Annotated in this window: 11 protein-coding genes and 3 pseudogenes; 7 read left to right on the plus strand and 7 right to left on the minus strand. The window is 64.1% G+C overall.

The window, feature by feature from the left end:
* Window positions 1-55 precede the first annotated feature (55 nt).
* Window positions 56-250 (minus strand): hypothetical protein, encoded by a 195-nt coding sequence (locus tag ACVWYI_RS32995; RefSeq protein ID WP_247348427.1) that lies wholly within the window; start codon window positions 248-250, stop codon window positions 56-58.
* Window positions 251-304: 54 nt separating this feature from the next.
* Here ACVWYI_RS32995 and ACVWYI_RS33000 point away from each other — a divergent pair.
* Window positions 305-448 (plus strand): annotated as a pseudogene (locus ACVWYI_RS33000) (DUF892 family protein); the annotation flags it as partial.
* A gap of 8 nt (window positions 449-456) precedes the next feature.
* Here the strand turns inward: ACVWYI_RS33000 and ACVWYI_RS33005 are convergent.
* Window positions 457-1314: an SDR family oxidoreductase gene (locus ACVWYI_RS33005; protein ID WP_247348430.1), complete on the minus strand. Its 858-nt coding sequence runs from the start codon at window positions 1312-1314 to the stop codon at window positions 457-459.
* Window positions 1315-1626: 312 nt separating this feature from the next.
* On the opposite strand from ACVWYI_RS33005, the gene ACVWYI_RS33010 reads away from it, so the two are divergent.
* The 4 genes and pseudogenes from ACVWYI_RS33010 to ACVWYI_RS33025 all read left to right on the plus strand — a co-directional run bounded on the left by ACVWYI_RS33010 (window position 1627) and on the right by ACVWYI_RS33025 (window position 5982).
* Window positions 1627-1908 (plus strand): DUF3606 domain-containing protein, encoded by a 282-nt coding sequence (locus ACVWYI_RS33010; RefSeq protein ID WP_247348501.1) that lies wholly within the window; start codon window positions 1627-1629, stop codon window positions 1906-1908.
* Window positions 1909-1927: 19 nt separating this feature from the next.
* Window positions 1928-4166: pseudogene (gene glgX, locus ACVWYI_RS33015) on the plus strand (glycogen debranching protein GlgX).
* Window positions 4167-4269: 103 nt separating this feature from the next.
* A complete protein-coding gene (locus ACVWYI_RS33020; protein ID WP_247348503.1) occupies window positions 4270-4563 on the plus strand; it encodes a hypothetical protein in 294 nt (97 codons plus the stop codon).
* Between the two features lie 147 nt (window positions 4564-4710).
* Window positions 4711-5982 (plus strand): DUF892 family protein, encoded by a 1272-nt coding sequence (locus tag ACVWYI_RS33025; RefSeq protein ID WP_247348436.1) that lies wholly within the window; start codon window positions 4711-4713, stop codon window positions 5980-5982.
* A 3-nt stretch (window positions 5983-5985) separates the two neighbouring features.
* Here the strand turns inward: ACVWYI_RS33025 and ACVWYI_RS33030 are convergent.
* Window positions 5986-9103, minus strand: a pseudogene (locus ACVWYI_RS33030) (DEAD/DEAH box helicase).
* A 43-nt stretch (window positions 9104-9146) separates the two neighbouring features.
* On the opposite strand from ACVWYI_RS33030, the gene ACVWYI_RS33035 reads away from it, so the two are divergent.
* Window positions 9147-9365, plus strand: a complete 219-nt coding sequence (locus ACVWYI_RS33035) for a hypothetical protein (RefSeq protein ID WP_346730972.1) — start codon at window positions 9147-9149, stop codon at window positions 9363-9365.
* 141 nt (window positions 9366-9506) lie between these two features.
* Here the strand turns inward: ACVWYI_RS33035 and ACVWYI_RS33040 are convergent, their stop codons facing one another.
* Window positions 9507-9767, minus strand: a complete 261-nt coding sequence (locus ACVWYI_RS33040; RefSeq protein ID WP_247348440.1) for a hypothetical protein — start codon at window positions 9765-9767, stop codon at window positions 9507-9509.
* Window positions 9768-9888: 121 nt separating this feature from the next.
* Here ACVWYI_RS33040 and ACVWYI_RS33045 point away from each other — a divergent pair, with 121 nt between their 5' ends.
* Window positions 9889-10620 (plus strand): DUF3750 domain-containing protein, encoded by a 732-nt coding sequence (locus tag ACVWYI_RS33045; RefSeq protein WP_247348442.1) that lies wholly within the window; start codon window positions 9889-9891, stop codon window positions 10618-10620.
* A 257-nt stretch (window positions 10621-10877) separates the two neighbouring features.
* On the opposite strand, the gene ACVWYI_RS33050 is transcribed toward ACVWYI_RS33045, so the two are convergent.
* The 3 genes from ACVWYI_RS33050 to ACVWYI_RS33060 all read right to left on the minus strand — a co-directional run bounded on the left by ACVWYI_RS33050 (window position 10878) and on the right by ACVWYI_RS33060 (window position 13261).
* Window positions 10878-11036: a DUF2934 domain-containing protein gene (locus ACVWYI_RS33050; protein WP_456664601.1), complete on the minus strand. Its 159-nt coding sequence runs from the start codon at window positions 11034-11036 to the stop codon at window positions 10878-10880.
* Window positions 11037-11286: 250 nt separating this feature from the next.
* A complete protein-coding gene (locus ACVWYI_RS33055; RefSeq protein ID WP_247348444.1) occupies window positions 11287-11448 on the minus strand; it encodes a DUF2934 domain-containing protein in 162 nt (53 codons plus the stop codon).
* Window positions 11449-11608: 160 nt separating this feature from the next.
* Window positions 11609-13261 carry an FAD-binding protein gene (locus ACVWYI_RS33060; RefSeq protein WP_456664602.1) on the minus strand — a complete coding sequence of 551 codons (1653 nt, stop codon included), beginning with the start codon at window positions 13259-13261 and terminating at the stop codon, window positions 11609-11611.
* Window positions 13262-13301: the final 40 nt, after the last annotated feature.

The raw sequence follows: 13301 nt of genomic DNA on the forward strand, positions 1-13301 counted from the left end.
CAGCGCATCGCCCATTTACCAATCGGCTTCTCGCGCGATCGTTCCCGCCGCCGCGTCAGCCCGGCCGCGCCGGATGAAGCGTACGGGGATGCCGCTCATGCAGCAGTCGCGCGAGCTCTTCCCGCTCAGCAGCCCGTCCCTTCATGGCGGTCTCGAACAGCGCTTCCTGGATGTCGCGAGGCATGTCGCCCCACACGTCCATCGCCGCCCGTCCGAGCAGGTTCGCGAGATGATCTGCTGCATCACTCATTCGGTTCTCCTGATCTGCGCACGGAAATGGAACAGCCGCGGCCGTGCGGCGTTCCAGTTCGTGGAGCATTACGAGTGTCGCTACGGCATGCTGATCGCCTGGGCGGAGGAACTTGGGCACGACCACATCGTGCGCTTCCTCACGACCAATTTGAACGAAGCGAAAGCTGCCAACACCGTTCTCATGGCGCGCAGATGAGTCTTCAGTCAGATGAACGGTTTCCCACCCGTGACCGCCAGGGTCGCTCCTGATGTGTAGCTCGAGAGCGGATCGGCAAGCATGACATAGGCGGTCGCGAGCTCGGCCGGCTGCCCGGCCCGCTGCATCGGCACCTGCTTGCCGAAATTCTTGACGGTGTCTTCCGGCATGGTCGACGGAATGAGCGGCGTCCAGATCGGACCCGGGGCGACCGCGTTGGCCCGAATGCCCTTCGTCGCCAGCATCTGGGCGAGCCCACCGGTAAAGTTCTGAATGGCACCCTTGGTTGTGGCATAAGCCAGCAGGGTCGGATTCGGCATGTCGGAATTCACCGACGCGGTGTTGATGATCGCCGCTCCCGGGCGCATGTGGGGGATCGCAGCCTTGGTGAGATAGAACATGGCGTGGATGTTGGTCTCGAACGTCCGCTGCCATTCCTCGTCGCTGATGTCAGCGACGTCCTTGAACGTGGCCTGATGGGCCGCGTTGTTGACGAGGATGTCTATTCCGCCGAGCTCCTCGACGGTGCGCCGGACGATCGCGCGGCAATGATCGGGATTGCGTATGTCGCCGGGGATCAGGACGATCTTGCGTCCCTCGCGCTCCACCAGCGCCTTGACCTCGGCGGCATCCTCGTCCTCGTTCAAATAGGCGATGACGATGTCCGCGCCTTCCCGGGCATAGGCGATCGCGACCGCGCGGCCGATGCCGCTGTCGCCGCCGGTGATGATCGCCCTTTTTCCGGCCAGGCGCGCCGCGCCCTTGTAACTTTCCTCGCCGTGATCCGGTCGAGGATTCATCGCGCGCGTCGAACCGGGCATCGATTGCTGCTGCGGAGGAAACGGCGGCTTTGGATATTCGGTCATGGAGCGGCTCCAGGAATTTGCTCCGCTAACGGAAAGCCGTCGGAAGCGTTCCTCGCCGTCCCATCATGCCTCTTGGCCAAGCCGCACGATGATGTCGCCCCTGGTGCACCAGAAGGGGGTCGATCTCGCGATCGAGAGGGGCCGCCTCGATCACATGCGCCGCGCTGCCATGGCGCAGGCCTTCAGTTGGCCACAGTCGGCCAGGTCGTACGCAGCCATCTACAAATTTTCGATCCAGGCGGGCAACCGCAAGACAAGCAAGGAACGGAATCGCCTGAGGGACGGTTGCAACTCTACACAGGAGTTTTCGCCATGCGCCGCTCGAAGCCACAGCCGATCCGCAACAAACTCGACCTGGCCGACCGTACTCAAGTGCGGCTCGTCAGAAAGCGTCTTGGGCTGTCGGATTCGGAGCTGACCAGCATCGTCGACCGGATCGGCAACTCGATTGCGGCGATCAGCAAGGAGGCGGCGCAGCAAAGGGCAACCACACTGCCCAAGCCGGACGATGTTCCTCCTGGCACCGTGATCGCTGCGGCGGCCGTCGGCGAGCAGGCGACAGCCGAAATAACGGCGACTGAACCAGTTTCTTGAACGGCTATTCGGGGGAACGATGGATCAACAAATACATTCGGACGACGCTCTGACGCGGGCGGCCTCGAGCCTGCGCCGCTCCCGGATCACCGAGGGCAAGCCGTTTCCGCTCGGCGCCACCTGGGACGGACTTGGCGTCAATTTCGCGCTGTTTTCGGCCCATGCCACCAAGGTCGAACTCTGCCTGTTCGACGATAACGGTGAGACTGAATTGGAGCGGATAGAGCTCCCCGAATATACCGACGAAGTCTGGCACGGCTATTTGCCCGCAGCCCGTCCCGGTACCGTCTACGGCTACCGCGTCCATGGCCCCTACGAACCCGACGCGGGACACCGCTTCAATCCCAACAAGCTCGTGCTCGATCCCTACGCCAAGCAACTGGTCGGCCGGTTGCGCTGGGGACCGGAGCTGTTCGGCTACCAGCTCGACCATGCCGACAAGGATCTCTCCTACGACGAACGCGACAGCGCGCCCTTGATGCAGAAATGCCGCGTCATCGACCCGGCCTTCACCTGGGGCGCCGCCCGCAAGCCGGAAGTGCCGTGGGAGCGGACGATCGTCTACGAGATGCACGTCAAGGGTTTTACCCAGCTGCATCCGCTGGTGCCCGACGCAGACCGGGGCACGTTCTCCGGCCTCGCGCATGCGGAGGTTCCGGCCTATCTGCGATCGCTCGGCATCACCAGTGCGGAGCTGTTGCCGATCCATGCCTTCGTCGACGACAGCTATCTGGTCGAGAAGGGATTGCGCAATTACTGGGGCTACAACTCCCTCGCCTTCTTCGCGCCGGAGCCGCGTTACCTCAAGACGCCGCTGGCGAACGAATTCAAGGCCATGGTCAACCAGTTCCACGCCCACGGGATCGAGGTCATCCTCGACGTCGTCTACAATCACACCGCGGAAGGGAACGAGCTCGGCCCGACCCTGTCTTTCAAGGGCATCGACAACGCCAGCTATTACCGCCTGCTGCCGGACACGCCGCGCCACTACATCAACGACACCGGCACCGGGAACACGGTGAACCTGTCACACCCGCGCGTGCTTCAACTGGTCGCGGATTCCCTGCGCTACTGGGCGACCGAGATGCGGGTCGACGGCTTCCGCTTCGACCTCGCCACCATCCTGGCACGAGAGCCCTACGGTTTCGACGAAGGCGGCGGCTTCCTCGATGCCTGCCGCCAGGACCCCGTGCTCTCCAGCGTCAAGCTGATCGCCGAACCCTGGGACATCGGTCCGGGCGGCTACCAGGTCGGTCAGTTTCCGCCAGGATGGGCGGAGTGGAACGACAAGTTCAGGGACACCGTGCGCGCCTTCTGGAAGGGCGAAGAAGGATCGATCGCGGACTTCGCCAAGCGCGTGTCGGGATCCGGCGATCTCTTCAACAAGCGCGGGCGCCGGCCGTGGGCCAGCGTCAACTTCGTCACGGCCCATGACGGCTTCAATCTCAACGATCTCGTCTCGTACAACGACAAGCACAACGAGGCGAATGGCGAGGACAATCGCGACGGCCACAGCAACAATCATTCCTGGAACTGCGGCGCCGAGGGGCCGACGGACGATCCGGAAATCACGGCGCTACGCGAGCGCCAGAAGCGCAATCTGCTGGCGACCATGCTGTTGTCTCACGGCACGCCGATGCTGCTTGCCGGCGACGAATTCGGACATACTCAGAACGGCAACAACAATGCCTATGCCCAGGACAACGAGACCGCCTGGCTCGGCTGGATGGGCATCACCGCGAACGGCCGCAGCCTGCGCGAATTCACGCGCAAGCTGATCGCCACGCGCAAGGCATTTCCCATTCTCTACCGCAGCCGCTTCCTGGTCGGTTCCCACAACGAGGAGCTGGACGTTCAAGGACGTGACGTGGCTCGCGCCGTCCGGAGAGGAAATGACGACGGAGCAGTGGCAGGACGGCAACGCCAAATGCTTCGCTCTGCTGCTCGACGGCCGCGCCCAGGAGACCGGGATCAAGCGCCGCGGCTCGGATGCGACCATGATGCTGATCTACAACGCCCATTACGACGTCGTGAATTTCACCTTGCCCGCCGTCGCCGAGGGACGCAACTGGCTCGGGTTGATCGACACCAATCAACCGGACGGGCAGATGCCCGCGTTCGAGTTCGGGCACGCTTATGCAATGACCGGGCGATCTCTCGTGGTGTTCGGCCTCGCTACCGAGACCGTCGCCACGCGTCGCCTGCGACAAGGCGTCGGAGCGCTGCTGGACGTCGTGGAGGCGCCGCTGCCCGGATAGTTCGCCATGATGGGGCGAGCCGACGCTTCGAGCTGACGCCAACAGGAACGCACGCAGGTCGGAGGCGTTCGAGCAGACGGGGCATCAGTTGGAGAACACCGAGATGAAGTTCACAGGTGCCGTTATCCTCGCTGCCCTTGCGCTGCCCGCAGCAGCCTGGGCGCAGTCCAGCAAGCCTGACGTATCGTCCGCGCCGAGCGCGCAGAATTCAGGGGCCGGCATTGCCGGACAGCCCGGCAACAAGAACGGTCCGGCCGCCAAGCCCGGTGAAACCGTCGGATCGAGTTCGACGAACGCCACCGGCAACCCCGCCGTGCAATCGCAGGACCCGTCGAATATTCAGGGCGCACCGGGCAACAAGAGCGGGCCGCCCGCCAAGCGTCCGGATCAGCGCTGAGAAAGCGCGCGCAATCCTGCCGCCAACGACATCGAACGATCTGCGCCTGACACCACCGGCGCAGATCGTCTCGATAGGAACGAACCTTGAAGCCGCCCGTTCGCAAAGCATCTTCTTCTCCTGTCCTTCGAACCCGAAAGTCCCCCCATGTATCACCACGTCAAGAAGCTGATGTTCACCGTTCGGGTGGACGAGCCGGATCCCCGCTTTGGCAACATGCTGCTTGAGCAGTTCGGCGGCGCCAATGGCGAACTTGCCGCCGCCATGCAGTACTCGATACAGGGGTTGAACTGCGAAGATCCCGATCGCAAGGACCTGCTGATGGACATCGGTACCGAGGAGCTCAGCCATCTGGAAGTGGTCGGCACGCTGGCGCGGATGCATCTCAAGCCGTCGAAGTTCGACCGCCAGGCGGCCGAAGCCGATCCCCTGATCGCGATCGCGGGCGGGGGCGGAGTCAATCTCTTCAACTCCCAGGGAAATGCCTGGACCGCCGACTACCTCAAGATTACCGGCGAGCTCGACGTCGATCTGCGCAGCAACATCGCCGCGGAGGCGCGGGCCAAGATCGTCTACGAGCGGCTGATCAATTTCTGCGATGACGCCGGCAGCAAGGACGCGCTGCAATTCCTGATGACCCGCGAGATCACGCACATGAAGGCGTTCGCGCTGGCGCTCGAAAGCATGGGCAAGCCGGCGTTCAGCATCGGCCGCGTCGCGCCGACGCCCGGCCTCGTCGACCAGTTCTTCAACGATTCCACCGGCGCAGGCGACCATGGCGAGATCGACACGCGCGGACCGTGGAACGAGGGCGGCGACTGGGTCTTCACGGACTCGCCGGCGATCCAGGCGGGCGAGCCGGGTCCGGCCACCGCCATCGTAACGGAGAGCTCGCCGCCGGCGGACGAAGCTGGTCTCGGTGATCTGCTTATCAACGAGCTGCGCGATATCCTGCATGCCGAGAAGCAGTTGACCAAGGCGCTTCCCAAGATGGCGGAGGCTGCCCGCTTCGACCAGTTGCGCGAGCTGTTCGAGCACCACCTCGCGGAGACCGAAGCGCAGGTCGAGCGCATCAACGAATGCTTCGAAATGCTCGGCAAATCCGCCCGCGCCAAGCCCTGCAAGGGGATGATGGGCCTCGTCGAGGAGGGCCAGGAGATCATGGCCGAGGGCGAGGACAAGGAGGACGCGGCGGCCGACCTCGCCCTGATCGGCGCGGCACAACGCGTCGAGCATTACGAGATCGCGGGCTATAGCACGGCGCGCAACCTCGCCCAGCAACTTCGGCACAGTGCCATCGTCAGCCTGCTGTCGAAATCGCTCGCCGAGGAGGAGAACGCCGACCAGCTCCTCAACCAGGTTGCCCGCTCGCTGATGTCGGTGGCGAAAATGCCGGCGACGGTCGAGCAGACCGAATAATCCCTAGGCGTCGAGGAGTTCGAGGAATTCCTCGACGCGGCTGAACGGGTCCTGGTCGCGGCGACCGGAATAGACGACGCGGTCGCCGTCGCGCTGGAGCGATCCCGCCTTCGACTTCGCCCTGGATTTCCGCAGCCGCCCCGGCAGGAACGTCGCGGCGACGGCCTCGGGCCCGACATCGAGCCTGACGATGCCGCGCCGCTTGCAATCGATCCGGAGTCTGGCGGATGCGAAGAAGTCGCGAGCCTCCGGCGGCAGTCTGCCGAAACGGCGCGAGATCTCCTCCTCCAGATCTTCCAGATCGTCGTCGCCGCGGCACCGGGCTGCGCGGCCATAGATCTCGAGCCGGACCGCTTCCGATTGCACGTAGCCTTCAGGCAGCATGTCGGCCAGCGGCATATTGAGATCGGGGACCCACAGATCGGCGCCGGTGTCGCTCCCGCGCTCGGAGGCCAGCTTCAGAAGATGACTGTAGAGCACGGGTCCGAACACCTGGACGTGCCCGGACTGCTGTTCCGAGAACAGATCGCCGGCGCCCCTGAGGTCGAGGTCGCGCTCGCTGATCGCAAAGCCGGCACCCGGCTTGCTGAACTCCTCCAGCACCGCCAGACGCTTTTCGGACTGTTGCGAAGTCGATTCCGTTAGCAGATGGGCAAACGCGCGCGTGCCGCCGCGTCCCACCCGCCCCCTGAGCTGATGCAGCTGTGCCAGGCCGAACTTTTCGGGCCAGCACACCACGATGGTGTTGGCGCGCGGTATGTCGAGGCCGCTTTCCACGATATTTGGTCGCCAGCAGCACATCCGCTTCGCCGTCGACGAAACTCATCATCCGGTCGTCGATCTCCTCGACGGGCAATCTGCCGTGCAGACAGACGATGCGCAGCTCCGGCGCCACCGATTGCACCCGCGCCAGCATCGGCTCCAGATCCTGGATGCGCGGACAGATCAGGAAGCTCTGTCCGTTCCGCCTGCGCTCGCGCAGCAGCGCCGCGGCAATGGCGGCTTCCGAAAGCGGCGCGATCCTGGTCACGATGGGAAGGCGATGAACCGGCGGCGAGGCGATCACGCTGAGATCCCTGAAGCCGGCAAGACCCGCAGCGAGCGTGCGCGGGATCGGCGTGGCGCTCATCCAGAGCGAATGAGCACCCTTTGCCAGTCCTGAAAGCTTCGTCTTCTCCGCCGCGCCGAAATGCTGCTCTTCGTCGATGATGACGAGGCCAAGATCGGCGAACTTCACGTCCTTTGCCGCGAGAGCCTGCGTGCCGACCACGACTTTCAGCCTGCCACGCCGCAGCCCTTCCTTCGTCTCCCGCGTCTCCGGGCCTGAACTGGCCCGCGACAGGCTTCCCACCTCGATCCCGAGCGGGCCGAACCGTTTGCGGAAGGTTTCGACATGCTGCCGTGCCAGCACGGTCGTCGGCGCCGCAATCGCCACCTGCTTGCCCGACAGCGCCACCGCCGCCGCTGCGCGCAGCGCCACCTCGGTCTTGCCGAATCCAACGTCGCCGCAGATCACCCTGTCCATGGGATGGCCCGACGCCAGATCGTCGAGGACGTCCTGAATCGCCTTGGCCTGATCGATCGTCGTGAAATAGGGGAAACGCGCGACGAATTTTTCGTAGTTCGCCCCCAGCGGCACCAGTTTGGGTGCACGGCGGCGGCGGCGCTGGCTGATGTGTTTGGCGAGGGCCTTGGCGGCCACCTGGATTTCCGCCTCCGCCTCGGTGCGCCGCGCCCACCAACTGCTGCCGTCCGCCTTGTCCAGCGTCAGCTTGCCGGGCTCGCCGGCATACGGCCAGATCACGGCAAGATCGGACGGCGGCACCAGCACGGCATTGTCGCCCGCAAAGGCGAGCCGGACCATCTCGCGCCGCGATCCCCGTCCCATGTCGAGGGTCTGCAAGCCGTCGAGCACGGCGAGCCCGCGTTGCAGATGGACGATGGCGGCGCCCTTCTCGGGCACGTCAGGATGATCGAACGCCGGATTCCACGAGCGCGCCATCGGCTGCGGATGATGGGCCCGGCTGCCGAGCACGTCGGACGCGGTCACGACGACAAGCGGCTTGCGGCCCGCGCCAATGAACCCCGCGTCGAAATCGGCCAGCAGCGCGGCTTCGCGGCTCCGTCCCTTCGACACTTCGCTCCAATCGGCATGGCGCTCCGCCTTGATGCCGCTCATGCGCTCCATCGCGCGAAGGTCATCCTCGACCGCCGCGACGAACAGCAGCCGCGATCCACCGCGCTGCATGTCGGCGACGAAAGCGCGAAGTGCCTTGCGCGGCGCGGCGAGCTTCGAGAACTCCGGCGTCGAGATGAAGGCGGCCTTGCGCGGCAGCACGCTGAAGCTCTTCTTCAGCCGCTTCCAGTCCGCCTGCCCCAGATATTCGCGCTCCGCATCTCTGCGGCCGGCGGCCTCCTCGATCGTGCCGAGCCAGCTATCGGCATGGGCCGACACCCCGGCATCCACGATCCATCGCGCGCGACCGCAATAATCCGGCAGCGTCGCCCGCTGTCCGCGCGTAGCTCCCAGCGCGATCCGTTCGGACATGGGGTCGATGGTCAATTCCTTGGTCTCGTAGACGACCTCGTGCTCGACCGGATCGACGGCGACGATCTTGCGGATCGTCTCGCCGGAATGCTCGATCCTGAAGGGCGCAAGTGCGCCGGCGGGAAATACTTCGAACGTCTTGCCGTGGAACAGGACGCCCCCAGGATACTCCGCCTCTTCGTCGAGATCGTAGCCGAGCGCTTCCAGCCGGCTCTCCAGCTCGGGCCCCGAATAGGGCGCGCCCACCTTCAGCGTGAGGCTCGACCGCGACCAGCTCGCCGGCAGCGGCAGCCGTTCCATGATGGCTTCCGCGGTGGACACCAGGAAGACCGGCTTCTTGGCCTTGGCGAGGCGCCGCAGCACCGCGCTGCGCCGGCCCGCGATCTCGCGGGACGGCTCGAGGCCGTCGAAGGGCAGCGTGTTCAGGCGCGGAAACACCAGCACTTCGACCAAGGGATCGAGCGCGTGGATCACGCCGCCCAGCCGCTCCGCCCTGCTCTCGTCGTCGCAGAGGAAGACGAGGCCGTCGCGGCCGGATTTTTCCCATTGCTCGAGCAGATGCAGCGCCAGCATACCGAGCGGCGATGAGGAGGCGACCGCGGAACGCGAGGCGCTCTTGCTTTTTGAGCTCTTGCTTCCCGAGCTCTTGCTTTTTGAGCCGCCACTTTTTGAGCCGTCAGCTTTTAAGCCGCTACTTTTTAAGCTTTGGCTCTTCGAGCCTTTGCTTTTTGAGCTCTGGCTCTTTGAGCTCCGGCTTTTTGTCTTTATCGCGCCGGTCGTGGCCCGGGCTTTCCTGGTGGGCGCCAATTTGTATCCAATGTTGTTTCGCAAATAGAGGCGAGCGTCGACGAGCCCTTCGTCGAGCTCCGTCGATAACGCACCTCGGGCCTGAGCGCCCAATGACGTCATTACAATTTTGCAATTGCGTTGAAAAGCGGAGAGACAGGGCGAAGGCAAGCGGCCTGCGGGCAGAAAGCTATTGCAGGACCTTCGGCAGCACCACGACCACGTCGACGCTCTGCGCCAGGATCTGGGTCGCGACCACGGCAAGGTGATGCGAGAACTCGTCCTCGATCTCGGCCGCACAGTCTTCGTTGCGCGCAACGGCAAACAGCAGATTGCCGTCGATTTCGTCGAACCGGATGCCGGCGAAGAGGCGATCGAACGTTTCGGCGCCCGCGACGAACGCGATGCGCGCCTGGATGGCCTGGTCTTCGACGAGTGACAGCTTCCTCATCTGCGCAACATATGGCCGCAGTTCCCGAATGCAAGAGCCGGAAGGCGCTGGCGCGGCGTGCATTGCGAACTATATTGGTGGCATCGTCCCGCCTGACCGCCGTTTGCCCTTGAGGAAAGTCTTGATTCTCTTCCTGCTGCTGATGTTCGTGCCGATCGGCGTGTCGGCCGGCCGCTATTATTTACGCGGAGACGGCCGCGGCAATTGGCAGACGGCGGATCGCTCCAGCGCCGGCCTTCTGCCGTCCGCATCCGCCGATCCGGACGCGCTGATCCGCGTGTTCGCCGCGCGCACCGCGCGCTGGCGCAGCATTTTCGCCGTCCACACCTGGATCGTCGTCAAGGAGAAGGGTGCCGCCACCTACAGCCGGTACGACTACACGGCCTGGGGCGACCCGATTCGCAGCAACGGCTTTGCGCCCGACGGCCGCTGGTTCGGCGCCCTGCCGGAAACGGTGGTCGCGGTCGACGGCGCGCGGGCCGAAGCGCTGATTCCGAAGATCCGCGACGTCATCGAGAATTACAAGTTCCGCACCTATGGCGACTACAGCGCCTGGCCGGGACCGAATTCCAACACCTTCGTGCAGGCGGCGCTGGACGCCGTTCCCGAGCTGCGCGCCGTGCTGCCGCCGACCGCGATCGGCAAGGACTTTCCCTACAGCGGACGCTGGGCCGGCGTCACGGCGTCCGGCACCGGCCTCTACGCCTCGCTCTCGGGCTATCTCGGCATGACCATCGGTTGGGTCGAAGGGGTCGAGATCAATTTCCTCGGCGCGGTGCTCGGCCTCGACGTCCGCCGCCCGGCGGTGAAGCTTCCCGGCATCGGGCGCGTGGGGATCGCCGCCGGCGCGTAAGGGAATGACGGAGCAAGAGGCAGCTCTGCAATGTGTGCTTCAAGTCACAGTGAAATCGATTGCCTTCGCCTATAATGATCTTGCATGGCCGCAAACAAGGTAACGGCGGTACGCACAAGGCTGAGGAGACAATCAACAGCTACGGACTTCCGAAGCCGCCAGGGTGAAGAACTCGGCGGCTTTTTCTCTGTCCAGGGGAATGCGGACAAAGTCAGCGACTTGCTCGCTGCCGATGTGGGCACCAGCAGCGCCAGCAGCTACCGTTTCTCCGGGGGCCCCGAGAGCTTCCTCTGTTCGCGCTCTTGTTCGATCTGCTGTTCCGCTTCGAGCCAAAATTCCACTTCGCGATCGGCCGGGCGACCCGCCTGCTCCCAGAGCTCGTACGCGCGCGTTGGCACCTGACCGCGCCGCATCATGCGAAGCAGCTTCCGCTTCAGCTCCTCAGCGAAGTTCCTGAAACGCTGGATAGTGGTTTCGTCTTTGACAAGCGCCGCCGCTCGCGTTGCGAGTTCGATCTGGTGCTCTATCTTTTTCTGCTCGTCCACCGCAAACACCGTCGTGCGAACGGGCCCGCTTCGCTGCCCGTGCTGCTCAGAACTCCAAGTCTTTCTAGAACCAAGTCGTTCTAGAAGGCTCTGTTCCGTAGCAGAACGGCACCCATGGCGGTCACAGCGTATCCGGCGTCCGCATGGTGTTCGACTTGTCTTCGTTGCGTAGCTCTTGCTCGGCTGCGTGCCAAAATTCTTGCTCGCGGCCCTCCGGCTTGCCTGCTCGCTCCCACAGTCGGTGCGCGCGGTCTCTGATGTCTTGCTCGGTCGGCTCAGGCATTGCATCTCCTGCGATGAAGCACGGCCCCACCCTGGGGGGTATGGGGGGCTTGGAGGCGGGGCCGTGCAGACCAGCAATTGGCGGCAATGCTGGCCCGCGGATTCAAGCCTCGATGGTGCGCAAGAGTTCCTAGCTGTCGTAGCGAACGAGCAGCTTTCAGTTACCTTTCTTCTTCCTGGCCGAAAACGCCCGCGGCATGCATCGCCGCGCACCATCCGAATACCATCGCAGGTCCGATCATCGTGCCCGGACCCGGATAAGTGCCTCGAAAGATCGAGGATGCATCCGTACCGACGGCGTAGAGTCCGGGTATGACCGCCCCATCGCCAGACAAAACCCGGGCGGTTGAATCCGTGCACAAGCCGGCACTGCTGGCGAGATCCGTCGGCCATACCGCGACGGCATAGAATGGCCCGGGACCGATCTGCCGCAGGCACGGATTTGGCTTGGCTGAGGGATCACCATTGAACCGGTTCAACTCGCTTGAACCGCGGCCGAAATCCTGGTCCACCCCGCTGTCGGCATAGCGATTGTATCGCGCAACGGTTTGAGCAAGCGCGCCGCTATCGACGCCGATTTCTTCGGCCAATGCCTCGATTGTCTCGCCCGCCACCAAATATCTGGCCCTCAGAAACTTGTCCAAATCCTTCGTCCCGGGATGAACGAGACCAATGCCGTAGGCCCCGATAAAGGCGCGATCGCAAATCAGGAAAGCCGGCGTCGCCAACGAGGAAGACGCGTTCGATCGCAACATCGCTTCCACGAAGTCGTGATAAGAGTCGGCTTCATTCACGAAACGGCGGCCGGACTTGTTCACGGCAAGCAGTCCCGGCTTGGCACGATCGAGCATGATGTGCGGGAACACCGAAACGTGGCCGTCCGCTTGCGTCATGACCGAGCTTGGCATCCACAGAGCGGGGCTGTCGAGATCGCGCTCGATGACTGCGTCGACGCGTTCGGCCGCGAGCATGCCGTCCCCGGTATTGGACGAAGGCGTGAGTGAAAATCGGCGCGCGCCCTCCGGAAAAAACCTTTCGCGAAGTTCGCGGCTCCAGCCGATGCCCCCCGTTGCCAACACAACGCCTTTGCGGGCACGTATCGCCAATGCGCCGGCCGGTGATGACAAGACCGCCCCAACGACTGCGTCGCCATCGCGGATGAGTTCGCTGAGCTCAGTCTCGTATTGCAGATGGACGCCGGAACGACGGAGGCTGTCAAACAGCCTCGCGACGAGAGCGTTACCCATGATCAGACGCGTTCCGCGCCTGTAGCGAAGCCGATCGAGCAAGTGCCGGCCGACAAGACCAACGACATGCCTGAAGTTCGTCCAGTTCCGGAGCGGCGCCAACAGCGCCGGGATGTCCGCCTTTCCCACCATCATGCCGCCGAGGACCATGAACTCTCGCCGCGGAGGTCTGACGCGATCGAAGTCTTTGCCAAGCTTGCGGCCGTCGAACGCAACGGCGCCGAGCGCACGACCGCCGATCGCTGCACCGGGAAGATTCTTGTAGTCGGGGTGTACCAGCGGCGCCGCAAACACGACGCTCGTCTTCTGCTCGAGATAGTCGAGCATGACGGGACCCGCCTGGAGAAATGCCTCCACGCGCGCGTCCGCGGCGTGCACGCCGAGCAATGCTTCGAGATAGACTCGTGCCGCCTCGATCGAGTCTGGCGTTCCTGCAAGCCGTCCCTGCCGATTGCCCGGAATCCAGACTGTGCCGGCGGAAGTCGCGGTCGTGCCGCCAACCGTATCCGACTTCTCGCAAAGGACCACGTCGAGCCCTTCAAGGGCCGCCACCAGCGATGTCGTCATGCCGGGCGGCACCCGCTCCGACGACCAGGAGATCGGTCTC

The organism is Bradyrhizobium sp. LB13.1 (assembly GCF_054056815.1).

Coding starts and splice junctions, on each gene's coding strand:
- ACVWYI_RS33025 (WP_247348436.1), top strand. CDS start 4,711: ATGTATCACCACGTCAAGAAGCTGATGTTCACCGTTCGGGTGGACGAG.
- ACVWYI_RS33055 (WP_247348444.1), bottom strand. CDS start 11,448: ATGCCTGAGCCGACCGAGCAAGACATCAGAGACCGCGCGCACCGACTG.
- ACVWYI_RS33005 (WP_247348430.1), bottom strand. CDS start 1,314: ATGACCGAATATCCAAAGCCGCCGTTTCCTCCGCAGCAGCAATCGATG.
- ACVWYI_RS33050 (WP_456664601.1), bottom strand. CDS start 11,036: ATGATGCGGCGCGGTCAGGTGCCAACGCGCGCGTACGAGCTCTGGGAG.
- ACVWYI_RS32995 (WP_247348427.1), bottom strand. CDS start 250: ATGAGTGATGCAGCAGATCATCTCGCGAACCTGCTCGGACGGGCGGCG.
- ACVWYI_RS33040 (WP_247348440.1), bottom strand. CDS start 9,767: ATGAGGAAGCTGTCACTCGTCGAAGACCAGGCCATCCAGGCGCGCATC.
- ACVWYI_RS33010 (WP_247348501.1), top strand. CDS start 1,627: ATGCGCCGCTCGAAGCCACAGCCGATCCGCAACAAACTCGACCTGGCC.
- ACVWYI_RS33060 (WP_456664602.1), bottom strand. CDS start 13,261: ATGACGACATCGCTGGTGGCGGCCCTTGAAGGGCTCGACGTGGTCCTT.
- ACVWYI_RS33020 (WP_247348503.1), top strand. CDS start 4,270: ATGAAGTTCACAGGTGCCGTTATCCTCGCTGCCCTTGCGCTGCCCGCA.